The sequence below is a fragment of the Mangrovihabitans endophyticus genome, from assembly GCF_014646155.1.
Lineage (GTDB): Bacteria > Actinomycetota > Actinomycetes > Mycobacteriales > Micromonosporaceae > Actinoplanes > Actinoplanes endophyticus.
Genome location: NZ_BMMX01000001.1, coordinates 728,216 through 751,224, shown reverse-complemented (window position 1 = coordinate 751,224; position 23,009 = coordinate 728,216). Strand labels below are relative to the sequence as shown.

Sequence of the window (23,009 nt, the reverse complement as noted above, 5' to 3'; positions counted from 1 at the left end):
GCTATCCGAGCAGAAGCGCAGCCGAGGATCGCCTGAGTTTGCCCGACGGGGTCTTCGGCAGGGATCCGGGCGGCACGATGGCGATCCTGCTTGGGCGGGCTCCGACGACGTTCACCACCCGGCTGGTGATGTCCTGGATCAGGCGCTGGATGTCCGCGTCGTCGTCGAGTTTGGATTCGGCGACGACGGCGAAGCTCTCCCGTCCGGTGCCCGCGTCGATCCGGACGGCGACCGCGTTGCCGCTGCGCACGCCCGGCACCGAGGTGACGACGCGTTCGATGTCGGTCGGGTAGAGGTTGCGGCCACCGAGAATGATCACGTCCTTGGCGCGCCCGCAGATCACCACCTCGCCGTCGACCAGATAGCCGAGGTCGCCGGTGTCCAGCCAGCCGTCCGCGTCCTGCGCCCCCACCGGACCCTGCGCGGTGAGATATCCGGGGGTGACCGAGTCGCCGCGGATCCACAGCCGCCCGATCGCCCGGTCGCCGAGCGGGGCGCCGTCCACCCCGACCGCCTTCACCTCGATGCCCGACAGCGGCGGGCCCAGCTTCACCAGGGGCCGCGCGGCCACCGTCCCGTTCGCCGGTTCGGCCCGGTCGCCGGTCTCCATCGGGCCGGCCTGCACCACGTCGACGCTCAGCCCGCCGCCGAGGGGGCGGGCGGTGATGGCGACGGTGCATTCGGCCATGCCGTAGGAACAGACGAGGCTCTCCGGGCGCAGGCCGAACGGCGCAGCGGCGGCGATGAAGCGGCGCGCCACGTCCTCGTCGATGGGCTCCGCGCCGTTGAGCGCGGCGCGCAGCCGGGACAGGTCGTAGCCCTCGCCGCCGGTCAGCCGCCGCATGGCGCGGCCCGTCACCGCGTACGCGAAATTGGGCGCTCCGGTGATCGTGGCGCGGTAGCGGCTCAGCAGGTCGATCCACAGCAGCGGGTTGTTGACGAAGTCCACCGGGGTGACCTGAACCGTCTCGATGCCCAGCAGCATCGGCAGGGCCAGGAACGTGACCATGCCCATGTCGTGGAAGAGCGGCAGCCAGGAGACGATGACCTCGTCGTCCGGGTCGAGCCGGCCGTGGCCGGCGATGCTGGTGAGGTTCGCCAGCAGGTTGCGATGTGTGATCCGCACGGCCTTCGGGTCGTCCGTCGAGCCACTGGTGAGCTGGAGCAGGGCGACGTCGTCCTCGCCGACCGGCGCCGGGAGGGTGGCCGCCGGAGCGCCGGTCAGCTCCGAGATCAGGCGGTGCGCGATGGTCCGCTCGGCGAGCATCGGCGCGACGATCCCGAACGACTCCCCCAGCAGCACGGTGCGGGCGCCGATCAGCCGCAGCACGCGCAGCGTGTGATCGCCCCAGTCCTGCAGGTCGGTGCGCGCGGTCGGCTGGTGCAGCATGGTGACGCTGGCACCGGCCAGCCAGGCCGCCTGCACCACGGGCGCGATGAGGACCGGCTCCGCGGCCAGGACGGCGACCGCGTCACCGGGGCGCACCCCGTCGGCGATCAGGGCCGCGGCCATCTCCCGCGCCCGGCGGTGCAGCGCGGCCCAGGTCTGCCGGTGCGGCGCGCCGGGTTCACCGGTGACCAGGCCGCGTTCGGTGCGCGCGGCCGTCACGATCACACGGTCGAGGAATTCACTCACGACGACACCGCCTGGGGACCGGGGAACTGGGTACGCATGATCAGGTCGACGACGGCGTCCGGGCACAGCCGGGCGACAAGCATCAGGCCGCGGGCCATCACGCCGGAGGCGTAGCGGGCACGGGGCCGCCGGGTGAGCGCGGCGCGCTCGACGACCCGGGCCACCTGGTCGGCGCTCTGGGCGAAACTCACCGCCTTGTCCGCGTACGCCTTCGCGACACGCTGCTCGACCGAGCGGTGGAAGTCGTCGTACACACCGCCGGCCGGCGGGGGCAGGGTCGCGTTGATCTTGCCCGGGAACGCCGTGTGGATCGGTCCCGGCTCGACGACGACCACCGTGATGCCGAAGCCGCGCACCTCGCGGCGCAGCGCGTCGGAGACGGCCTCCACGGCGTACTTGGAGGCGTGCAGGTACCCGGCGCCGGGCAGCGAGAACTTGCCGCCCATGGCGGACAGGTTGACAATGCGGCCGGCGCCGCGCTCACGCATGGCCGGCAGTACGAGCTGGCTGAGCCGGGCCTGCCCGAAGACGTTGGTCTCGAACATCTGCCGCACCCGGTCCAGCGGTGCCACCTCGATGGCGCCCTGGATGCCGTACGCGGCGTTGTTGACCAGGATGCCGACCGCCCCGTGGTCGGCCTCCACGCGTTTGACCGCGGCAACCCGGTCCGCCTCGTCGGCCACGTCCAGGGTCAGCGTCACGGCGCCCGCGGCGGCCAGGTCGCGCAGCGCGGCGACGTCGCGGGCGGTGGCGTAGACCGGGAATCCGGCGCGCAGGAACCGCCACGCGACGGCATTGCCGACACCCGTCGAGCACCCGGTGATGAGAATCGCGGGCCGCGCCGTCACGAGGTCACCTCCGGCTGCCCGGCGGGTGTGAGCCGGGGCAGAAACCGGCCGGAGCGCTCGACGTACTCGCGGTATTCCGCGCCGAACTCCGAGTCGCTCAGCCGCCGTTCCTCGCGGGCGGCGACGGCGTTGAGCATGACGGTCATGTAGACCAGCGCGGCGGCGGTGAGCCAGTGCGGGAAGGCCAGGAACGCTGCCGCGAACGCGAGCAGGAAGGCCGCGTAGAAGGGATGCCGGATCAGCCGGTACGCCCCCCACGTGACGAGATGCCGTGGGGCGTCGTCGTTCTGGTGCCACAGCGCGATGGGGATGCGGTGCGTGCCGAGGGTCAACGCGATCAATCCGATGGACAGCGCCGCGGCGGCGACCGCCACCAGCCCGGTCATCGCCAGCCAGCCGGCCGGCACGATCGGGTCGAGGGGCAGCGCGCGGCCGAGGACCAGCACGACGGGTGTCGCGCCGACCGGCAGCGCCGTGGACCACCATCGCGCGTTGAAGCTGCCGTCACGGCGGAAGAAGATCCGCGGCAGCGCCGCGATGAGGCCGAAGTCGAGCAGCAGAAGCAGCAGCACCGGGTCAGCCACGGACCGGCTCGTTCCCGGCGGCGCCCGGCAGGCGCGACCAGATCAGCTCGGCCAGGTCGCCGAGGGTGGCGCAGGATTCCAGGTCCGCACGGGACAGCAGGATGTCGTAGTCCTCCTGCAGGTCGACGACCATCTCGACGGCGGTCATGCTGTCCAGCGCCAGGTCGTTCATCGTCAGGTCCGGGCTGATGGTGGCGGCCGGCCGGGAGATCAGCGGGGCCAGCTTCGCCGCCAGTTCGGAGAAGTCGCGGTTTGCCATCGGGGGAACGCTCCTTGTGGGGTCGAGAGCCAGGGCCACGCTCAGGTAGCCCCGGCGCAGCGCGAAACTTCGGTACGAGAGGCCGGCACCGCACCGGCCGGCCGCGCGGCGGGCGACGCCACCGCCGCCCGGCGGGGTGCCGAGGACATAGCGCCGCAGGCCGCCGAGGTGGTTGTCCGGATCCGCCTTGAACAGCGCCTCCTTCACCGTCCACCACCGCAGCAACGCGCCCGGCTGTCGCGGCGGCGGCAGCCGCCGCAGCATCCGCAACTCGCCGTCGCGCAGAAAGACCCGAGCCGTCTCGATGTCCGGTGGCGGACCGGTTTCCACGTCCACCCCGATCCCGGCGACGGCGCCGTCGGTGGCGGCGACCACCGCGATCGCGCCGGAGTAGGACAGCGACACCGCGTCGTGCGGGAAGGTCACCCGCGACGTGTCGGCCGGGCGGCCGGTCCAGACCAGCGCCCGGCGCAGCGCGTGCCGACCGGTGAGCCAGGCGCGCCGGCGCGGCCCGTGTGGCGGCAGCGCGGCGTACTGCGCGGCCTCGCCGCCGGTCAGTTCGGCGACCGGCAAGGGTTCACGCCCGAGGAAGAACCGGACGCCGGGCACTCGCGTCACAGGTCGTCCGGGCCGCCGAGGAATTCCGGGCGGACGCCGAGGAAGTCGACGCGTTCCCCGTACTCCGCCAGGGTCTTGGCGTAGACCTCCTGGTCGGCTCGGGTGAACTTGTCCAGTGTCGCCTCGATGTGATCGGCGCCGTAGCGGTCCTTCATGTCTTCCAGGGCGTCGCGCACATACTGGATGTGCCAGCGCTCGTCGAGCATGATCTGGTCGAGGGTCTGCTTCACGCGCGGGTGCAGGCCGGGCACGCGTAGCTGCCGACGGTACTGTCCGATCACCCGCTTCTCCAGCACCTGGGTGATGGCCATGACCTCCATCAGGTTGCTCGGCATGCCCACCGCGTCGAGATATTGGTCCTGATAGGACTCACGCATCTTGATCGGATACGCGTCCAGGTCGTTGATGCATTGATTCCAGTACTTCGCATGGTTGGCCTCGTCGGCGAAGTGGTGCGTCACCTCGGCTTGCAGTTCGCCCGGCTTGACCATGCGGGAGACGCGGCCGAAGAACAGCGCCGCGTTGATCTCGGAGCTGCGGTAGTAGCTCAGCAGCCAGCGGTCGTTGTCACTGAGGGACGGCATCGGGTGTCACTCCGTTCGGGGCAGGGTTTCTCCCCCAGCGCGTGCCGACGAGCGTGGCGCACGTCGCCGCGACCAGCGGGAGACCGGATGCGGCCGGGGCGTCCGGCCAGGACGCGCGCAGCCGGGAGTTGTCGAAACGCTTGGGGCGGAACATCTGCTCGGAGAACGGGGCCACCGAGCGCAGCGCGCCGGCCGCCGGGCTGGCGCCGAGACCGCGGGTGGCGTCGACCATGAACGCGAAGGTGCCGAGGTCGCAGAACTCCGGGCGCAGCAACCGCCGGCGTACGAAGGCCGGGTCCCGTTCGAAGATGTCGAAGACGGTGTTCATCACGTCGCCGAGCGGGACCGCCTCGTCCGGCGACGGCGCGAGGTGGTAGACGCCGCCGACCGTCTCCGGCCGGGTCAGCCGCACGATGCCGCGAGCGGTGAACTCGGCGGTCGCCAGGTACAGCGGGGTGTCCGGCAGCCCCGGCATCAGGCTGAGCAGGCCGTAGAACAACATCTTCAGCGTGTTGTGAAAGGCGTTGTACTGCGTGACCCGGCCGGTGTCGTCGTCGGCCACGATCGTGGACAGGCGGGCGATGGACCACGGCAGGTGCGCGAAGCGCTCCGCGAGGCGGCGTTCGGCCTGTTCCTTGGACCATTCGTAGTGGTTGGCGTGCTCGACGTCGCCCTCGGTGACCGTCTCGGCGATGTCGCCCGTCCGGCAGCCCACGCTGACCAGGGTCGACAGGAACAGAAACCGGTCCAGCCGGGGGCAGGCGGCGGCGAACTCGGCAACCCGGGCGGTCGCGTCGGCGTTGACCCGGCGCGCGGTGTCCCGGCCGATGTCGAAGTTCGTCCGGGCGGCCGCATGCACGATGCATGCCAGGTCGGTGGCGACCCCGGCCAGCGGCGCGTCCTCGGTGAGGTCCGCGGGCACCACCTCCACCCGGCGGTGTGCCGTGGTCCCGGTTTCCCGCTCCAGGCGGGACTTCTTGTCCGCCAGTTCGGTGCGGTCCGCCGCCCGCACGCTGAGCACCAGCCGGTCGTCGGTCTCGGCCAGCAGGCGCTGCACCGTACGCAGGCCGAGATAGCCGTCCGCGCCGGTGACGAGCACGCGGCGGGTCACGCGAGGACCTCCGCGAGCGCGTCTCGCGGGTCCGGCCAGCCGGTGTGCTCGGTCCCCCAACGGTCGACGAGCGCGAACAGCCAGCGTTCGATGCCGAAGGCGATGCAGCCGCTGCTGACCGCCCGGCCGTCGCGGCGCATGTGGTAAGCCGATCCGAAGTGGTCCTCGTGCAGGTTGACCGAGGCGACCGCGAGATCGCCGTACCGGGCCTCGTGCTTCGTCGGCTGGAGCTTCTGCGCGAGGTAGCCGGGGTGATGTGCGGGATCGAAGAACGGATCGGTCGCGGCGACCCAGTCGTCCGGCAGGCCGAGCGCCGTGAGCAGACGTGTAGTGAGCCGCCGGTTCTCGTCCAGGAACGCCGTCACCTCCTCGCGGGTGCCCAGACAGACGATCTCCCGCATCCGGAAGCTGTGCTGGCGGCGCAGCGGCTGGTAGTGGGACTCGCGGCGGAAACAGGTGTTCTGCGTCGTGATGTAGCGGGGGCCGGTGAACTCCTCGCCGCGGTGCTGGATGTAGACGTGATAGCAGGCCGCCGGGGTCAGCACGCCGGTCGTGGCGGCCAGGCCGGTCAGCCGTACCGCGCCGGTGCGGGCGTCGGACGGGTCCGCGGCGAAGGCGCTCAGATTGTCCCCCTCCGGGTCCAGCGCGGTCGCGAAGGTGGCCAGGTGCGGGAACGACCGCAGATATCCGATCGGCGCCAGGTCGGCCGCCGCGACCACCGCGGCGTGGTCCTCGGCGTCGGCCGACCAGCGCGCGGCCATCCCTCGGAACGCCTCGTCGCAGGCGTGTGCCAGCTCCCGCAGCGGTCCGCTGAACGCCGCATGGCCGAGGTCGCTCCACCGCAGTCCGGGCGGACGGTGGCCGGTCATGCGAGCTCGCCCGGCTCGGCGTGCAGGAACCGCGCCCGGATGGTGGCGAGGTCGCGGAAGTCTCCGGCGCACAGTTGCTCGACGTCGATCGGTCGCCGGCGCAGCCGTTCCAGCAGCAGGATCAGCTCGGGGATGTGCAGCGAGGTCAAGTGCCGCCCGGCAAGCAGCGGAAGGTCGTCGGTGAGTCCTTCCGGCGGCAGGTCCCGCGCCTTGCGCAGCACCCAGGAGTGCAGCTCGTCCGGATCAGAAGGCATCGGCGGGCTCCTCGGTGAGAATGCCGTGGGACAGGAAGAAGCGCAGGCACTTGTCCGACATCTCGCGGCGCTGCCGCCGCTGTCGCGGATGGGCCCACGCGTCCTCGGCGACCTGCCAGGGGTCGTCGAGGCCGGATGCGGCGTACACGTCGGGGTTGTAGTACTCCCGCCACGTGGCCACGAAGAACTGGCCGAGGCGGGCGCGGATCTCGGCGCGCTGCCGGTCGTCCCAGTCGGGCGCGTCGGTCTGCCACAGCGCGTCGACGATGGCCCGGTTGAAGACCAGGTGCCGGGTCTCGTCGGCGTGGTGGGCCTGATTGATGAACCGGGCCAGCGGGTGCAGCCGGTCGTCGCGGCCCTGGATGACGTTGTAGCGGTCGGCGTGCTCCTCGAAGATGAGCGCCTTGGCGAAGAACAGGAAGTCGGCGACGGCCCGGTCCGGGCCCTCCTGGAACGGGACGTGCCGGCTGCGGTAGAGGGTGGCATAGCGCCGGCAGAAGCCGCCGAAGTAGACGCTGTGTTTGTTCTCCTCATCGAGGAAGTGATGCAGGTAGTCCGAGATGTCCACCAGGTCGCTGCGGTAGAGGCGCTTCGCCAGACCCTCCATCAGCGACTTCTCGCCGTGGATGTTGAGGCTGAAGAAGTTGGCCGACTCGTGGAACGCCAGCACCCGCGACTGCCGGTCACTGAGCCGCTCCATGACGGCCGTCCCGGCCGGCGACAGCAGTTCCGGGGTGAAGAACCAGTCGGCCTCCGGGTCCACGGCGTCCGGCCAGCTCAGCGCCGCGTAGGGGTTGCTGTACTTGACGCGGGACTGCTCGGTGAGCCGATCCACCGTGCCGGACATGGCTTCGATCGCGGAGCGGAGCCGGACGCCGCGAGCGGCGAGATGCGGGGATGTCATGCCAGTCCTTCCGTCGCTTCCAGGACGACCGCCTGCCAGTTCAGGCCGTGCCCGGCCATCACCAGCAGGATTCGCTCGCCGGGCCGGATCCGCCCGGCGTTCCGCAGCGACTTGAGGTTGATGATGTTGTCGGCCGAGATGGCGTGCGCGGTTTCCGGCAGGGACTTCTGCCAGACCTTCGACGGATCGACCCCGAGCAGCCGGGCGAGGATCTGCCAGGCGTTGTGATTGGTGTTCTGCGGCACCACCCAGTCGATGTCGCCGATCGTCAGGCCGGCGCGGGACAGGCAGTCACGCACCAGCCGGGGGACGTACGAGAAGAAGGTGCCGACCGATTCGTCGTCGGTCGCCGCGTGCAGGCCACCGTTGGTGATCTGATGCGCCGCGACCAGCCGGAGACCCGGGGGCGCGGCGGAGACGACACACGCGGCTGCCCCGTCCGAGATCAGGTTGTAGGACTGCTCGTACACGGCGTCGGCCGGAAACCGGTCGGCGGCCACGCACAACACCCGCGACCACCCGGACTCGCGGGCCAGCAACGCATCCGCCAGGCGCAGCGCGCCGAGCATCCCGGTGCAGCCCTGCTGGCTGAGCCCGAAGACCACCGCGGAGCCGAGCCCGAAGTCGGCCTGCAGGCGGCTGGCCGGGAACTCCATCAGATGCTTCACGTCCCGGTCGGCGGCGAACGCGGCGGGATCGCCCACCGAGCCGTTGCCCGGCAGGCACGTGCTGTAGATGATGGCGTCGACCCCGTCGGCCACGTCGAGGCCGGTCACGGCGGCGCGGGCCAGGTCGTACGCGGTCTCGTCCGGCGGGCAACGATGATGCCTGTCGAAACCGGCCGCCGCCAGGTCGTCGGCGCTGGAACGCAGCAGGCCCTCGCGTTCCGCGTCCTTGACCGAGCCGCCGATGGCACCCAGCGAAAAGGCCAGGTCTTGCAGATAGGTCGACTTCACCCGCAGCACCCCTCACGGTGCGGCGCGCGCGTGCGCGCCGTTGCGAACCACCCCAGTCCTCTCCGGCCCGGACCACCGTCCTCGCGCCGCCGAATGCCCGTTATTAACCTCTTAATGCGCTAACAACCTAATGTCGCGCCATGTAGGGCGATCGCTAGATATCGGCCAACAGGCGGCGTCTAGCTTCAGGCATCTCGCGGGCGAGACATTGTGTACCGTCAATGCCGTGGTGGCCTCTTTGTCCCCGGCAGTGGCGAATGTGGAGGTACGTCTGCTCGGCCCGGTGCAGGTCAGCGCCGATGGCCGACCGCTTCCGTTGGGGCGCGCGCAGATGCGCGCCGTGCTGGCCATCCTCGCGGTCGAAGCCGGACGGCCGGTGCCGACGGAGGCGCTGGCCGCCCGGGTCTGGGACGAGGACCCGCCCCGGGCCTGGCGCGAGGTGCTCTACTCGCACGTGGCCCGGATCCGCCGGGTCCTCGCGGCGGCCACCGGCGGCGGGCCGGTCCGACTGGTCCGGCAGCCCGCCGGCTACCTGCTCGACATCCACACCGAGCTGATCGACCTGCATCGGTTCCGGCGGCTCACCGCCGCCGGCATCGCCGAACACTCCGATCCGGCGCGCGTGGCGCTGCTGCGCCCGGCGCTCGATCTGTGGCAGGGGGTTCCCCTCGCCGACGTGCGCGGCGGCTGGGCGGACCGCAGCCGCACCGCCTGGTATCAGCACCGCCTGGACGCGGTGGTGGCGTGGGCCGACGCCGAGTTGCGGCTGGGCCACGGCGACCGGGTCACCGTCGTGCTCCGGAACCTGGTGGGCGAATACCCGATGGCCGAACCCCTGGCGGGTGCGCTCATGCGGGCACTCGCCCAGGCCGGACGGGTCGCCGAGGCGCTGGAACACTACGCCGCGCTGCGGGCCCGGCTGGCCGAGGAACTCGGTGCCGAGCCGGCACCCGAGCTGCAGGCCCTGCACCAAGCCGTGCTGCGCGACCAACTGCCCCGGCCGGCTTCCCCACCCACCGCCGCACCGGCCATCGCACCGCCGCGCGGGGCCGCCCGGACGCCCTTCCCGCGGCCGGCCCAGCTACCCGCCGCCGCCGCCGGCTTCGTCGGACGCCGGGAGGCGCTGCGCGACCTGGACGCGCTGCTCGACACGCCGGGACACCCGTCCACGGCGATCGTCTCGGCGGTCTCGGGCACGGCCGGCGTCGGCAAGACCACGCTCGCCGTGCACTGGGCACGGCGGGTCCGCGAACGCTTCCCCGACGGGCAGCTCTACGCCGACCTGCGCGGCTTCGACGGCTCCGGCCTGATCGTGCCGCCGTCCGCCGTGGTGCGCCGATTCCTGCTCGCCCTGGGCGTGACCGGGGAACGCGTACCGGACGACCCGGAGGCTGCTGCGGACCTCTACCGGAGCCTGCTGTCCGGCCGCCGGGTGCTGATCCTGCTCGACAACGCCCGCGACGCCGCCCAGGTGCGGCCGCTGCTGCCCGGCGGCCCGGCGGCGTTCTGCCTGATCACCAGCCGCAACCGGCTGACCCCGCTGGTCGCGGTGGAGGGGGCGCACGCCATCGCCCTCGACCTGCTGTCCACGGCCGAGGCGCACACGTTGCTGGAGTCGCGGCTGGGCGCGGACCGGGTGGCGGCCGAGCCCGAGGCGACCGACCGGGTCATCGTGCACTGTGCCCGGCTGCCGCTGGCGCTGGGCATCACCGCGGCCCGCGCGAGCCAGTCGGGATTCCCGCTCGACGTGCTGGCCCGGGACCTGGCCGACGAGCGCCGTCGGCTGAGCGCGCTGGACGCGGGCGATCCGAGCTCGGACGTGGCGGCGGTGTTCTCCTGGTCCTGTCGCGCGCTCAGCGACCCGGCCGCGCGCCTGTTCCGTCTGCTCGGTCTGCACCCCGGCCCGGACATCGACGCGGACGCCGCGGCCTGCCTCGCGGGGACCGCAGCGTCGCGGGCGACCATCCTGCTGTCCGAGCTGACCGCGGCGAACCTGCTCACCGAACGTTCGCCGGGACGCTTCGCGAGCCACGACCTGCTCCGGGCGTACGCGACGGATCTGTGCCGGGAGACCGACCCGGCGGCCGAACGCGACGCGGCGACCCGGCGGCTGCTCGACCACTACCTGCACACCTGCCTCGCGGCAGACCGGCTGTTGGACCCGGCCCGCGATGCGATTCCGCTGCCGCCCGGCGAGCCGTCGCCGGGCACGACGGTGCACCGGCACGGCGACGACGCCCAGGCGCGCGCCTGGCTGACCGCCGAACATCAGGTGCTGCTCGGGGTGGTGCAGCTCGCCGTGGACACCGGCCACGACCGGCGGGCCTGGCAACTCGTCTGGGCGCTGGACACGTTCCTGCACCGACGGGGATTCTGGCCCGATCGCTCACGCATGTGGCAGGTGGCCGTGGACGCCGCGGGCCGGCTCGGTGATCCGGTCGCCGCCGCTCACGCGTACCGCGACCTGGGCCGGGCCGACAACCGCAGGGGACACTACACGCACAGCGACGAGCATCTGCACCGCGCGCTCGACCTGTTCGGCCGGGCCGGCGATCGCGCGGGGCAGGCGCACACCCACCGAGCCCTGGCCTCGCTGTGCGAGCGGCTGGGCCGCCCGCGGCAGGCGTTGCGCCACGACCGGGAGGCGCTGGCGCTGTTCGAAGCCGCCGGCAGCCTGCCGGGCCAGGCCGACGCGCTCAACTCGATCGGCTGGGATCATTGCCTGCTCGGCGACTACGCGCAGGCGCTGCGCTGCTGCCGGCGGGCGCTGGACCTGCACCGGCGCACCGGGGACGTCTGGGGAGAGGCGACGACCTGGGACAGCATCGGGTACGCGCATCATCACCTCGGCAACCATCCGGACGCGGTCGAGTGCTACGCGCGGGCCCTGGAACTGGTACGGGCGCTGGGCGACCGCTACTTCGAGGCGGACACAATGACCCGGCTGGCCGACACGCACGAGGCAGCCGGAGATTCCGGGGCGGCCCGCGACTCGCTGCGGACCGCCCTGGACATCCTCACCGACCTGGATCATGCCGACGCGGAGGAGATCCGCGCACGCCTGAAGGCCCTGATCTGAAGGCCCTGACCTGATGACCCCCGTTCCTGTCCGATCAGCCCGGGCTGGTGCCGGCCGCCAGGACGTACCCCAGGTCGCGGCGGGTGTCGTTCTCGCTCATCGTCTGCAGGTGCCCGTTCGCCCCGTGGAAGGCCATCCGGGCCCCGTCGGAGGAGACCGTCGGGCTGGTGCCGGCCATCATGTCGAAGCCCCAGTCCTTGTTGAGGCGGTTGACGCTGGCCGCCGTGGTGTGCAGTTGACCGTCGTCGCCCTGGAACGCGATCCGGGTCAGGTCCCAGTCCTTCGACATGGTGGACATGCCGGGGCTGGTGCCCGGCGCCATCCGGTAGCCGGTGTCCGTGGTCGCGCCACCCACCCGGATGATCCACAGTGTGCCGGTGGCCCCTTGGAAGGCGATCACACCATCCTGGGAGATGGCCGGGCTCGTGCCGGGCGCCATGGCGTAGCTGGTCCGGCCGCCCGACAGGGTCCAGAGGAATCCGTCCGCGCCCTGGAAGGCCATCCGGCTCGCGGTGCCGGCGCTCGGGCTGGTGCCCGGCGCCATGGCGCGGCCGGTGTCCACGGGCGACCTGCCGTCCGTCGTCCACAGATCGCCGTTGGCGTGCTGGAAGGCGACCCGGGCGCCGTCGGTGGTGATCGACGCGTTCGTTCCCGGCGCCATCGGCACACCGTGGTCCTTGCTCGCCGTGCTGCCGGCAGCCGCCGCCCAGAGGTCCCCGTTGCTGCCCTGGAACACCACGGTGCCGGTCAGGACGGTGGTCTGGCCGGTGCCGGGCGAGATCGCCGGGCTGGTTCCCGGCATCATGTCAAGGTTCAAGGACTTGCCGTTCGCGGTGATGCCGGTGACCCAGAGCCGGTTGTCGGCCGCTTGGAAGGCCACGGTGCCCTTCGCCGAGATCAGCGGATCCACCGTCGCGGCTCGGGCCGGCGTCGTCATCCCGGCGGCCAGCAGCAGGCCGAGTGCGACGGTCAGCGACTTTCTCATCGTCGTCCCCTCTGCGGAAGCGTTCGCTCCCGCGACGCTGCCAGCCTTCCGCGGGTGCTTGGCCGCAACCTTGACGCTTCCTTGACGTCCCGCGCCTGACGGGACGGAGGGTCCCGCCGGGATGCGGCGCGGGTCATCCGCCGGTGCGGCCGGGGGCGTCCTTGTCCATCCACATGTTCATGTAGTCGCGGGAGCCGTAGTCGGGCTGCGGATGGATGTCGTGCATGTACCCGCCGTACAGGACGATGCTTTCGTAGATGTACAGCGGCAGCGGGTTGGAGACCTTGTCGATGATGTAGCGCTGGATGTCCTTCAGCGCCTCCAGCCGCCGCGCCGGGTCCTGCACCGCGCGCTGCGCGAGGATCATCTGATCAAGGTGCGGGTCGTCGATGTTGAACCAGTTCCGGGTGCCCCGGGAATACCACTGGCTGATGAGCATGTCGTCGGCGGTCAACCACGGGGTCTGCAGCCCGGCGCCGATCGCGTAGTCCTTGCCCGCCCAGCTCTTGGTGAAATAGGTGGCGTAGTCCTGCATGTCGATCTCGACCTTGATACCCACCTTGCCGAGGTCCTCCTGGACCCACTGCGCCTCCCGGACGACGGTGTCGCTGTAGCCGTTGGTGACGATCATCTTGGTGGTGAATCCGTTGGCGAGGCCCGCCTCGGCGAGCAGCTTCCTGGCCCGCTCCGGATCATAGGGTTGCAGTTCGCGCACCTCCGCCGGGGACAGCGCGCCGGCCACCTTAGGGGTCACCGGGCCCGAGATCAGGCCACCCGGCCGGATCGAGGTGAGCATGTCGGCCCGGTCGATGGACATCGCCACCGCCTTGCGCACCCGCAGGTCGTCGAACGGTTTCACCGCCTGGTTCATATAGACGATCGTCGGCTGATAGGCCAGTTCCTTGGCGACGTAGATGTCCGGATCGCTCTTCACCAGCGCCCGCACGGAGGCCATGTCCGTGACCGTCGCCACCAAGTCGACCTTCTTGGTGCGCAGCGCCGCACTCGCCGCGGCGGTGTCCGGAATCACGATCACGTGCAGTCCGTCCAGGTACGGTTTGCCGGCGACGTAGTAGTCCGGGTTCTTCGCGTACGTGCGTTCCTTGTCCTTGTTCCACTTGGTCAGCATGAACGGACCGGTGCCGATCGCCCGCGTCGCGAGATCGAACCGTCCCTCGGTGCCCTCGCACGGCAACATCCACAGGAAATGCCCGGCGAACTTGGCCGCCAGGTCCGGGTACGGCGAGGCGAGCGTGAACACGACGGTGTACGGATCCGGTGTGTCCCACGACTGAATCATGCCGATGTCGCCACGCTGCTGTCCGCGCTCGCGGACGGCGTCCAGCGTGCAGGCCACATCGGCCGAGGTGAACTCCCGCCCGTTGACCGGCGCGACGTTCTGGAATCGCACGCCGTGCCGGAGATGGAAGGTCCAACTCAGCCCGTCCGGAGAGGTCTCCCATGCCTCGGCCAGGTCGCCCTCGAGCTGGTGGGTGCCGAACGGCGTGTCCTTGCCGACCTTGTAGTCGACCAGCTTGCTGTAGACGTAACCGACCGCGATGTGAGTCGAGTTGGCCGATTCCTTGAGCGGATCCAGCGACGGGGCGTCGGCGCGGGCCGCGATCCGGAAGACGCCGCCCGGCACCGCGGGCAGCGAGTCGTCGGGGTGCACTCCCGGCAGCGCGCCCTGCCGGGTCTCGTCGTCCTGGGCCGCGCCGCCGAAGCAGCCGGCAAGCACCAGCAGGCAGGCGATGAGGGCGGCGACCGGGCCGTTGCGCGCCGGGTGAGCGCGCGTGCCGTCTCTGCTGACACCCTCGCTGCGCTCGACCATGTCGATCCCTTCTTTCCTTGTCCGATAAGCGCGTCTAACGGCGGTGCTTGGGGTCGAGGAAGTCGCGCAGGCCGTCACCGAGCAGGTTGAAGGCAAGCACCGCGAGGGTGAGAGCGCCGCCGGGAAAGACGACCATCCACGGCGCGATCTCCAAGAACTTGGTCCCCTCGCTGAGCATCCGGCCCCAGGAGGCGGTGGGTGGCGGGGTTCCGACACCGAGGTAGCTCAGCGCCGACTCGGCGATGAGCACGCCCGCGAACAGCAGGCTGGCGATGACCATGAGCGGCGCGAAAAGGTTCGGTAGTCCGTGCCGGATGAGGATTCTGGGCAGCCCGCAGCCGTTGGCACGCGCGGCGTCCACATAGGGTTCCTCGCGGATCCGCAGCATCTCCGCGCGCGCGACGCGGTTGACGGCCGGAATCACCAGAAGGCTGAGCGCGATGATGCTGTTGCGGATGCTCGGCCCGAGGAGCGCGGCGATGAACAGCAGCAGGACCAGTCCCGGAATGGCCATCAGCGTGTCCATGATGCGCTGGAACAGCGAATCCGCCCACCGCCCGCCGAAATAGCCCGACACGATGCCGATCGCCACCCCGACGGCGCCGCCGGCCACGACCGTGACCACCGATACCAGCATGGAAGTACGAGCGCCGTAGAGCACCCTGGTGAACACGTCCCGGCCGAGGTCGTCGGTGCCCATCAGAAACCGCCCGCCCGGAGGCTGCTGGATGGCACTTCGGTTCTGCTCGGTCGGGCCGAAGGGGGTGATCAACGGTGCCAGCACGGACAGCAGAACCAGCACCACGATGACGGCGAGCGCGGCGGCCGCGAACGGTTGCTCGCGGACAAACCGCCAGAGCGCGCGCCCCGCCGGCCGACGGACCGTCCCCGGCACGGTTGTCTGCGCCGCGAGGGACGCGGCCGAGGACGGTACGCTTCGATCGGTCACCGTGGGCTCCTAGCGGTACCGGACGCGCGGGTCGATGACCCCGTACATCAGATCGACGACGATGTTGACGACCACGAAGACCGCTCCGTAGACGATGACGCAGCCGAGGACCACCGGGTAGTCACGCATCTGCACCGCCTCGAAGGTGAGCGAACCCATTCCGGGGATCCCGAAGATCGACTCCAGAATGACCGTGCCGCCGAGGATGCCGCCCGCCTGAAGGCCGAGCACGGTGAAGACGGGCAGCAACGAGTTGCGGGTGGCGTGCTTGAACAGCGTGGTTCCGCGGCCGGCGCCGCGGGCACGGACGGTGCGGAGGTGGTCGGACTGCAGGACCTCCAGCAGCGACGAGCGCAGCATCCGCGCGATGCTCGCCATGGCCGCCGCGCCCAGTGCCAGCGCCGGCAGAGTCATCTGGGCGAGGTTGCCGCCCAGGTTCTCGGCCGGTCCCTGATAGATCAGCGGGGGCGACCACCCGGCGTAGACGGCGAGGTAGGTGACCAGCAGCAGGCCGAGCCAGAAGCTCGGCACCGACAGACCGCTCACGCTCACCAGTCGCAGCGATTGGTCCAGCAGACCGTTGGGTCGCACCGCCGAGGCCATGCCGATCACGACGCCGAGCACCACGCCGATGGCCAGCGCCATCAGCCCGAGCTGGCCGGTCACCGGAAGCCTGTCGGCGATCAGGCCGCCAACGCTGCTGCCGTCGGAGAACGAGGCTCCGAAGTCGCCGGTGATCGCCCCGCCCAGGAAGTGGAACAGTTGGGTGAGCACCGGCTGGTCGAGCCCGAGCGCGGCGGTGCGCTCGGCGATCTGTTCCTCGGTGACGCCGGGCGCGTCGGCCAGTTGGATCCGCACCGCGTCGCCGGGAACGGCGCGCAGCGCGAGGAAGACGAACACCGTGACCATAAAGATGACCAGGACTCCGTACAGCGCCCGGCGCAGGGCGTACTCAACCATCGCGGACGCCCTCCGCCTCGCCGGCGCGCAGATGGCATGCCGACAGCCGGTCGCCCGTCAGGCGGTATGCCGGCGGCTGCTGAACGCGACACAGGTCGAACGCCTCCGGACAGCGAGGGTGGAAGCGGCATCCCGGGGGTGGCCGGCTCGGGCTCGGCACCTCGCCGCGCGCGACGACCCGGGACCGCCGGAACCCGCCCGAGCTGGTGGGTGTCGCCACCGATCCGATGAGCGCGTCGGTGTACGGGTGCGCCGGCCGCTGCATGATGCCGGCGGCCGGACCCACCTCCACGATGCGGCCGAGATACATCACGAACACCCGATCGGAGAGGTAGCGCACCACGTTGAGGTCGTGGGCGATGAACAGATAGGACAAACCCAGTTCGCGTTGCAGCTTCTTGAGCAGGTTGAGCACCTGCGCCTGGATGGAGACGTCCAGCGAGCTGACCGCCTCGTCACACACCACCAGATCCGGGCCGGTCGCCAGCGCCCGCGCGATGCCGATGCGCTGCGCCTGACCGCCGGAGAACTGGTGCGGGTACCGGTCGATGTGCGCCGGCGACAGACCCACCAGCTCCATCAGCTCGCAGACTCGCCGACGTTTGGCCGCGCCGGTGGCGATGCGGTGCGCGACCAGCGGCTCGCCGACCGACTCGACGATCCGCAGGCGCGGATCCAACGAGCTGTAGGGGTCTTGGAAGACGATGTGGAAACGGCGCCGGAACTCCCGCAGTTCCCGCGCACGCAGCCCGGTCAGCTCGGTGCCGGCGAAGCGCACCGACCCGGAGGTGGGCTGCACGAGCCGGGTGACCATCTTGGCGACGGTGGACTTGCCACATCCGGATTCGCCGACCAACCCCACCGTCTCACCCCGCCCGACGGTGAACGACACGCCGTCGACGGCCCGCACCGAAGCGACCGTGCGCCGCAGCAGCCCCTTGGTGATCGGATAGTGCTTGACGAGGTCGGTGACGGCCAGCAGCGGTTCGCGCCCGCCCGGCACCGGGACGCGTGGCTGCGTCGTGGTCGCCGGCGTGTTCATCGGCGTCGCCTCGCCGGGCCCGGCACCGACGCGGAGGTGACCACGGTCCGGTCGGCGCGCCCACTGGCGGCGTCGCCGGACAGCCAGCAACGGCTGTGCCGGGCGCCGCCGTCGAGCGGGAACAGCGGCACCTGGCCGGTCACGCACCTGTCGAAGGCGACCGCACAGCGGGGATGGAACCGGCAGCCCGGCGGGAGTTCGTGCGGGCTCGGCACCGCGCCGGGTATCGCGGTCAACGCGGCCGACCGGTCCGTCACCGGGGTGGGGATGCATTGGAACAGCGCGGTGGTGTAGGGGTGCTGCGGCTGCCGCAGGATCTGCTCGGCCGCGCCCGATTCGACCACCTGCCCGGCGTACATCACCACGACCCGGTCGGCCATCTCCGCCACCACTGCCATGTCATGGGTGACCAGCAGCAGCGACATCCGGTACTCGCGCTGCAGACCCCGGATCAGTTCGAGGATCTGCGCCTCGATCGTGACGTCCAGCGCCGTGGTGGGCTCGTCGGCGATCAGCAGGCGCGGCGAACACGCCAGCGCCAGCGCGATCATGACCCGCTGCCGCTGGCCGCCGGACAGTTGATGCGGGTAGGCACGCAGCCGCCCGCGGGGGTCGGCGATGCCGACCTGGTCGAGCAGTTCGGTGGCCCGCTCGACCGCGCGGGCCCGGCTCATCCGGTTGTGCAGCCGGACGGTCTCGACCAACTGGTTGCCCACCGAATACAGCGGGTCCAGGCTGCTCATCGGATCCTGGAAGATCATCGTCATGGCACGGCCGCGGACGGAGCGCATCTGTTTCTCCGTCAGGCCGGTGATGTCCCGGCCGTCACAGGTGATCTGCCCGCGCAGGGTGGCCCCGCGGCCGAGCAGGCGCATCATCGCCAGCGCCGTCACCGACTTGCCCGAGCCGGACTCACCGACCAGCGCGACCGTCTCGTTCGGTTCGATCTCGAAGCTGACACCGCTGACCGCCGCGACCGGGCCCGCCGGAGTGTCGAAATCCACGTGCAGATCGTGCACGGCCAACAGTGGCGCGGCGTTCCTCACGGAGCCCTCCCTCCGGCACCGTGCACGCCGGCGGCAGGCCCCTCACGTCGCCCGAGGCGGACGGAGTCGGCCGCGCCGTCACCGGCGGGGTGGACCGCCGAGTGCCCGCTCGCGTCCTCTCCGGGTCGAGGGTGCTTCCGACGTCGATGCCCATCAGCAGCGCTGCGGCTGACCGATCCGAACAGTCAGGCGATCTAGAATCGCGTTCTAAAGTATCTGTCGATTCGGGAATGTGTCAACGGTCACATCGCTGACGGGTTCTCCAGGTACGCCAGGTACGCGCGGACCGTCGCCAGCGCCGCCCGGCGCAGCTTCGGGTCCAGACCGGCGTAGAGAAGCTCAGTGATGCATTCCGCCGTGTCGCAGCCCTCGTCGACGGCCGCGGCGATCTGCGCCAGCCGTCGGCGGCGGGCGGCCAGCGCCCCGTCCAGCATCGCGAGCGGATGACGAATCGGCGGACCGTGTCCGGGAAGGAGCACCGAGCCCGTGCGGTCGCAGACCCCGGACCGCAGCGCCGAGAGCGAGGAGATCATGTCGGACAGCCGACCGTCCGGGTGCAGGATCGCCGGGGCTCCCCGGCCGAGCACGGCGTCACCGGTGAGGACCGCGCGGTCGGCGGGCAACCGGAACGACAACGAGTCGCTGCTGTGGCCGGGCGTGGCCAGCACCTCGATCCGCAGCCCACCGGCCACGAGCACCTCGCCGCCGGCGAGAACGACGTCGGCCAGCGCCGGGTCGTATCCGGCAACCGGCGCGTCGACGGTCGACGCGAACGCGCGAACCCCCGCCGCGTGATCGGGATGCCGGTGGCTGAGCAGCACGGTGGTGATCCGCGCACCGCGCACCGCCGCGGCGGCCGACAGGGCGTCGAAATGCGGCCCGTCCTCCGGACCGGGATCCACCGCGACCGCCTGCGCGGAGCCGGGCTCGTGCAACAGCCACGAGTTGGTGCCCTCGAACGTCATCGGGCCCGGATTGCGGGCGAGGACAAGGGTCGCACGGGTGGTCACCGGTCCGGAGGGCACCTCAGCCCGCCGCCGGAAGGGGGACACCGAGTTCGGCGAGCAGGTCCTGGGAATAGGCCACACGTCCGGTGAGTCCGCAGCCGCCGTCGGCCGCAACGACCGGTCCGGTGCACAGCGCGAGCGCCGCCTCGGCCATCACGTCCGGTTGCTCGGCAGCCGGATCATCCATGGTGGTCAGGTGGTGGAACAGCGTTCCCGCGGTGGGCACCACCCGGTTCGGCGACAACGCGTTGACCGCGACCCCGTCGGCGAACACCTCGGCCGCGAGGCCCGTGGTGAACCGCTCCAGGGCAGCCTTGCACATGCCGTACACCGTGCCGCCCGGCCGCCGGGCCGGCGGAATCGCCGGATGGATCGCGGCTCGCGAGGAGATGTTGAGGATCCAGCCCCGTCGTCGCTCCCGCATCGACGGCAGCACCAGTCGCGCCAGGTGCAGCGGCGCGTACACCTGCACCTCGAACATCAGATGCAGGTGCCGGTCCGCGAAGTCCGCGACCGGGGCGAAATACGTCACCGCGGCGTTGTTCACCAGGATGTCCACCGGACCCAGCCGGGCCGTCGCGTCGGCCACCACGTGCGCGCGGTCCGCCGGCCGGCTCAGGTCCGCCCGGATCGCGACCGCCCTGCCACCCGCGGCGGCGATGGCCGAGACGGTCTCCGCCAGGCTGCCGGCGAAGCGGGACGAGCCAGGATCGGTCGTCCGCGCGGCCACCGCAACCGCCGCTCCCTCGGCCGCGAAGCGCCGCGCGATCTGCGCACCGATTCCGCGGCTCGCTCCGGTCACGACGGCCACTTTCCCGTCCAGCCGACCCATGGTCACTCCTCCACTGCCGAATCCACCGTTGACGCCGGCAGCAGCCGCGCACGCGGATCCGCCGGGCCGTTCACCCTCCGGCCGACGAGCGAGGTGGCCAACGCCAGCAACGACAACACGACCATCAGCCCGAGCGCCCACCGGTAGCCGGTCACCAGCTCGGGCACCGCGTCGCGGGACACCCGCGACAATGTGCCGTGGAAAATCTCCTCCTGGTACTCCACGGGAAGCGGGGCGCTGATGATGGTCAACGCGACCGCGGTGCTCATCACCCCTCCGGCACTCTGCGCCATCGTCCGCACCGCATTGGTGATGCCCAGTCGCTCCGAGGGCACTCCGGTGAGCATCGCGGTGCTGTTGGCCGGGATGAAGCTGCCCGACCCCAGACCCATCACCACGCAGGCGACGACGATGAGCCAGTACGGCGTCGTCGCGGACAGGCTCGCCGTCAGGACCAGCAGCCCCAGCGCGGAAACGGCGTTGGACGCCACAGCGACCGTACGGGCCGCGGTGTACCGCAGCATGAGCCCCACGCTGGGCGAGGTGACGATGGAGGCCACCGCGAGCGGCAGAATCTTCACGCCCGCCTCCGCGGGAGTGTCGCCACGCACGGCCTGGAAGTAGAGGCCCATCAGCAGGACCACGGCGAAGCGGGACATCATGGCCAGGAACCCGGCGAGCACGCCGAGGCCCACGACCGGATCCGCGAACGTCGCCAGGTCGACCACCGGGTGTGCCGTTCGGCTCTCCACCAGCAGGAAGGCGGGCACTGCCAAGGCGAACACGCAAAGACCGCCGAGGACCAGCGGACTGGTCCACCCGAGCGCGGTGACCTCGGACAGGGCCAGCAACAGCGAACCCAGGCCCACCAGCACCAGCAGATTGCCCACCGGGTCCAGCCGTGCCGCGCCGCCACGCCGCGGCACGCGTTCCAGCACCCGCATCCCCCACAGCAGGCAGGCCACGCCGAGCGGGGCGTTCAGCCAGAAATTCCACCGCCAGCCGACGCCGGTCGCGATCACCCCGCCGAGCGTGGGGCCCACGAGCTGGGCCAGCCCGAATGAGGACAGATAGATGCCCAGCCCTTGCCCCAGCATCCGGCGCGGGAACGCGCCGGACACCAGAGCCGCGCTGTTCGTGACGAGCATCGCGCCGGCGGTTGCCTGCAGCACCCGGCAACCGATCAGGAACCAGACCGTCGGCGCGAAGCCCGCCGCGACGCTTGTCACCGTGAACAGCACCATGCCCGCGAGGTACATCTCGCGCCGGCCCAGCAGATCGGCCAACCGCCCGAAGAAGATCATCAGGACGGTGCTGGTGAGCATGAACGACAGCAGCACCCAGTTGGCTTCGAACGCGGACGCGGCGAAGTGGCGCACGATCGTGGGCAGCGCGATGGTGATCGAGCTGTTGTTCACCCCGGTCATGAACGCGGCGAGGCAGACCAGAGACAGCACTCGCCAGGCGTAGCGCTGCTCCGCCACCCGGCGTGCCGTCCCCGGATCCGCCTCGGCGCCTGACACCCGCCGTCATACGCCGATCCGTTGAAGCAACCGCTCCCGGTGGAAGGTCCCGTCGCCGAGGAACATCTGCGACGACTTCGCCCGCTTGAAATACAGGTGGGCGTCATGCTCCCAGGTGAATCCGACCCCACCGTGGATCTGGATGTTCTCGGCCGCCGCGAAGAAGTAGGCCTCCGAGCAGTACGCCTTTGCGAGGCTCGCCATCGCCGGCACCTCCTCCGAGTCGTCGGCCACCGCCCAGGCGCCGTAATACGCCGCCGCCTTGGCCGACTCCACCCGCAGCAGCATCTCCGCGGCCTTGTGCTTGATCGCCTGGAAGCTGCCGATCGGCCGGCCGAACTGGTGGCGGACCTTCGCGTAGTCGACGGCCATCTCCAGCACCCGCTGGGCCCCTCCGACCTGTTCGGCGGCCAGCGCCAGGACCGCCTTGTCCAGGGTGCGCGTCAGCGCCGCCGCCGCGCCCCCGTCGGCACCGACGAGCCGGGCCGGCACGTCGTCGAAGACGATCCGGGCGAGCTTGCGGGTCTGGTCCAGGGTGGGCAGCGCGGTCCGGCCGAGACCGGGCGCGGACCCGTCGACGGCGAACAGGCTCAACCCGTTGGGCGTACGAGCGGCCACCACCAGCAGATCGGCGGCGTGCCCGTCGACGACGAAGGACTTCACACCCGACAGGCGCCAGCCCGCACCGTCCGCGGTGGCCGGCAGGGTCAGCGCGCCGAGGTCCCACTGGCCGCTGTCCTCGGTGCAGGCGAGCGTGCCGATTCTTGTTCCGTCGGCGATGCCGGGCAGCAGTTCCCCGGCGGCGGCCTCGTCGCCGGAGTCCAGAATCGCGTACGCGGCGAGCACCGCGCTGCTGAACAACGGCGCGGCGAGCAGTGCCCGGCCGGCCTCCTCCAGGACGACGGCGAGCTCGACGAACGAGAAGCCGCTGCCGCCGAACCGTTCCGGGATGGCGATGCCCTGGACGCCGAGCTGGGTGGCCATCTGCTTCCAGACGGCGGCGTCGTAGCCGGTCGCATCCTCCATCAACGCCCGAACGGCCGCGCTGGAGGACTTCGCGGCGAAGAACCGGCGCACCGCCTCGCGCAGCTCCTCCTGCTCAGGGGTGAACACGAGTTGCATGACCATCCTC

General features: G+C 71.1%; 21 protein-coding genes. 1 reads left to right on the top strand and 20 read right to left on the bottom strand.

The window, feature by feature from the left end; all coding sequences use genetic code 11:
* Position 1: 1 nt before the first annotated feature.
* Genes IEY73_RS02935 through IEY73_RS02890 form a run of 10 tightly spaced genes read right to left on the bottom strand, consistent with a single transcriptional unit; the run spans position 2 to position 8,623 of the window.
* Complete coding sequence (locus IEY73_RS02935) at positions 2 to 1,636, bottom strand: fatty acyl-AMP ligase (RefSeq protein ID WP_189077428.1); 1,635 nt, start codon at positions 1,634 to 1,636, stop codon at positions 2 to 4.
* The gene (locus IEY73_RS02930; protein ID WP_189077427.1) at positions 1,633 to 2,484 is read right to left on the bottom strand and encodes an SDR family NAD(P)-dependent oxidoreductase; all 852 of its coding nucleotides are present in this window, start codon (positions 2,482 to 2,484) and stop codon (positions 1,633 to 1,635) included. Before IEY73_RS02930 ends, IEY73_RS02935 begins: the two co-directional genes overlap by 4 nt.
* Positions 2,481 to 3,068 carry a methyltransferase family protein gene (locus tag IEY73_RS02925; protein WP_189077426.1) on the bottom strand — a complete coding sequence of 196 codons (588 nt, stop codon included), beginning with the start codon at positions 3,066 to 3,068 and terminating at the stop codon, positions 2,481 to 2,483. Before IEY73_RS02925 ends, IEY73_RS02930 begins: the two co-directional genes overlap by 4 nt.
* The gene (locus tag IEY73_RS02920) at positions 3,061 to 3,945 is read right to left on the bottom strand and encodes a phosphopantetheine-binding protein (protein WP_189077425.1); all 885 of its coding nucleotides are present in this window, start codon (positions 3,943 to 3,945) and stop codon (positions 3,061 to 3,063) included. Before IEY73_RS02920 ends, IEY73_RS02925 begins: the two co-directional genes overlap by 8 nt.
* Positions 3,942 to 4,529 (bottom strand): ferritin-like domain-containing protein, encoded by a 588-nt coding sequence (locus tag IEY73_RS02915; RefSeq protein WP_189077424.1) that lies wholly within the window; start codon positions 4,527 to 4,529, stop codon positions 3,942 to 3,944. The genes IEY73_RS02920 and IEY73_RS02915 overlap by 4 nt, the downstream gene beginning before the upstream one ends.
* Positions 4,513 to 5,640, bottom strand: coding sequence for an SDR family oxidoreductase (locus tag IEY73_RS02910; protein WP_189077423.1), 1,128 nt, complete (start codon positions 5,638 to 5,640; stop codon positions 4,513 to 4,515). The genes IEY73_RS02915 and IEY73_RS02910 overlap by 17 nt, the downstream gene beginning before the upstream one ends.
* Positions 5,637 to 6,509 (bottom strand): aminoacyl--tRNA ligase-related protein, encoded by an 873-nt coding sequence (locus tag IEY73_RS02905; RefSeq protein WP_189077422.1) that lies wholly within the window; start codon positions 6,507 to 6,509, stop codon positions 5,637 to 5,639. The genes IEY73_RS02910 and IEY73_RS02905 overlap by 4 nt, the downstream gene beginning before the upstream one ends.
* Positions 6,506 to 6,763: a hypothetical protein gene (locus IEY73_RS02900; RefSeq protein WP_189077421.1), complete on the bottom strand. Its 258-nt coding sequence runs from the start codon at positions 6,761 to 6,763 to the stop codon at positions 6,506 to 6,508. The genes IEY73_RS02905 and IEY73_RS02900 overlap by 4 nt, the downstream gene beginning before the upstream one ends.
* Complete coding sequence (locus IEY73_RS02895; protein ID WP_189077420.1) at positions 6,753 to 7,667, bottom strand: diiron oxygenase; 915 nt, start codon at positions 7,665 to 7,667, stop codon at positions 6,753 to 6,755. Before IEY73_RS02895 ends, IEY73_RS02900 begins: the two co-directional genes overlap by 11 nt.
* On the bottom strand, positions 7,664 to 8,623 hold the full coding sequence (locus tag IEY73_RS02890; protein WP_189077419.1) for a 3-oxoacyl-[acyl-carrier-protein] synthase III C-terminal domain-containing protein: 960 nt from the start codon (positions 8,621 to 8,623) through the stop codon (positions 7,664 to 7,666). The genes IEY73_RS02895 and IEY73_RS02890 overlap by 4 nt, the downstream gene beginning before the upstream one ends.
* Before the next feature lie 226 nt (positions 8,624 to 8,849).
* Between IEY73_RS02890 and IEY73_RS02885 the strand changes: the two genes are divergently transcribed.
* Positions 8,850 to 11,702, top strand: a complete 2,853-nt coding sequence (locus IEY73_RS02885) for an AfsR/SARP family transcriptional regulator (RefSeq protein ID WP_229715418.1) — start codon at positions 8,850 to 8,852, stop codon at positions 11,700 to 11,702.
* 34 nt (positions 11,703 to 11,736) lie between these two features.
* Here IEY73_RS02885 and IEY73_RS02880 read toward each other — a convergent pair whose 3' ends face one another.
* The 10 genes from IEY73_RS02880 to IEY73_RS02840 form a co-directional block, all read right to left on the bottom strand.
* The gene (locus IEY73_RS02880) at positions 11,737 to 12,687 is read right to left on the bottom strand and encodes a hypothetical protein (RefSeq protein WP_189077418.1); all 951 of its coding nucleotides are present in this window, start codon (positions 12,685 to 12,687) and stop codon (positions 11,737 to 11,739) included.
* A gap of 133 nt (positions 12,688 to 12,820) precedes the next feature.
* Positions 12,821 to 14,518, bottom strand: coding sequence for an ABC transporter substrate-binding protein (locus IEY73_RS02875; protein WP_189077417.1), 1,698 nt, complete (start codon positions 14,516 to 14,518; stop codon positions 12,821 to 12,823).
* A gap of 34 nt (positions 14,519 to 14,552) precedes the next feature.
* Positions 14,553 to 15,467 carry an ABC transporter permease gene (locus IEY73_RS02870; protein ID WP_229715417.1) on the bottom strand — a complete coding sequence of 305 codons (915 nt, stop codon included), beginning with the start codon at positions 15,465 to 15,467 and terminating at the stop codon, positions 14,553 to 14,555.
* 9 nt (positions 15,468 to 15,476) lie between these two features.
* Positions 15,477 to 16,427 (bottom strand): ABC transporter permease, encoded by a 951-nt coding sequence (locus tag IEY73_RS02865; protein WP_189077416.1) that lies wholly within the window; start codon positions 16,425 to 16,427, stop codon positions 15,477 to 15,479.
* Positions 16,420 to 17,469 (bottom strand): ABC transporter ATP-binding protein, encoded by a 1,050-nt coding sequence (locus tag IEY73_RS02860; protein ID WP_229715415.1) that lies wholly within the window; start codon positions 17,467 to 17,469, stop codon positions 16,420 to 16,422. Before IEY73_RS02860 ends, IEY73_RS02865 begins: the two co-directional genes overlap by 8 nt.
* Positions 17,466 to 18,515 (bottom strand): ABC transporter ATP-binding protein, encoded by a 1,050-nt coding sequence (locus tag IEY73_RS33300; RefSeq protein ID WP_229715413.1) that lies wholly within the window; start codon positions 18,513 to 18,515, stop codon positions 17,466 to 17,468. Before IEY73_RS33300 ends, IEY73_RS02860 begins: the two co-directional genes overlap by 4 nt.
* A gap of 242 nt (positions 18,516 to 18,757) precedes the next feature.
* Positions 18,758 to 19,525 (bottom strand): MBL fold metallo-hydrolase, encoded by a 768-nt coding sequence (locus IEY73_RS02855; protein WP_229715411.1) that lies wholly within the window; start codon positions 19,523 to 19,525, stop codon positions 18,758 to 18,760.
* A gap of 16 nt (positions 19,526 to 19,541) precedes the next feature.
* On the bottom strand, positions 19,542 to 20,354 hold the full coding sequence (locus IEY73_RS02850) for an SDR family NAD(P)-dependent oxidoreductase (RefSeq protein ID WP_229715409.1): 813 nt from the start codon (positions 20,352 to 20,354) through the stop codon (positions 19,542 to 19,544).
* Positions 20,355 to 20,356: 2 nt separating this feature from the next.
* Positions 20,357 to 21,877, bottom strand: coding sequence for an MFS transporter (locus tag IEY73_RS02845; protein ID WP_229715408.1), 1,521 nt, complete (start codon positions 21,875 to 21,877; stop codon positions 20,357 to 20,359).
* Positions 21,878 to 21,883: 6 nt separating this feature from the next.
* Positions 21,884 to 22,999, bottom strand: coding sequence for an acyl-CoA dehydrogenase family protein (locus IEY73_RS02840; RefSeq protein WP_189077413.1), 1,116 nt, complete (start codon positions 22,997 to 22,999; stop codon positions 21,884 to 21,886).
* Positions 23,000 to 23,009 lie beyond the last annotated feature (10 nt).

Excerpts from the sequence above, each read along its gene's own strand:
- IEY73_RS02915 (WP_189077424.1), bottom strand. The coding sequence starts at position 4,529 with ATGCCGTCCCTCAGTGACAACGACCGCTGGCTGCTGAGCTACTACCGC.
- IEY73_RS02905 (WP_189077422.1), bottom strand. The coding sequence starts at position 6,509 with ATGACCGGCCACCGTCCGCCCGGACTGCGGTGGAGCGACCTCGGCCAT.
- IEY73_RS02900 (WP_189077421.1), bottom strand. The coding sequence starts at position 6,763 with ATGCCTTCTGATCCGGACGAGCTGCACTCCTGGGTGCTGCGCAAGGCG.
- IEY73_RS02895 (WP_189077420.1), bottom strand. The coding sequence starts at position 7,667 with ATGACATCCCCGCATCTCGCCGCTCGCGGCGTCCGGCTCCGCTCCGCG.
- IEY73_RS02880 (WP_189077418.1), bottom strand. The coding sequence starts at position 12,687 with ATGAGAAAGTCGCTGACCGTCGCACTCGGCCTGCTGCTGGCCGCCGGG.
- IEY73_RS02875 (WP_189077417.1), bottom strand. The coding sequence starts at position 14,518 with ATGGTCGAGCGCAGCGAGGGTGTCAGCAGAGACGGCACGCGCGCTCAC.
- IEY73_RS02865 (WP_189077416.1), bottom strand. The coding sequence starts at position 16,427 with ATGGTTGAGTACGCCCTGCGCCGGGCGCTGTACGGAGTCCTGGTCATC.
- IEY73_RS02860 (WP_229715415.1), bottom strand. The coding sequence starts at position 17,469 with ATGAACACGCCGGCGACCACGACGCAGCCACGCGTCCCGGTGCCGGGC.
- IEY73_RS02850 (WP_229715409.1), bottom strand. The coding sequence starts at position 20,354 with ATGGGTCGGCTGGACGGGAAAGTGGCCGTCGTGACCGGAGCGAGCCGC.
- IEY73_RS02840 (WP_189077413.1), bottom strand. The coding sequence starts at position 22,999 with ATGCAACTCGTGTTCACCCCTGAGCAGGAGGAGCTGCGCGAGGCGGTG.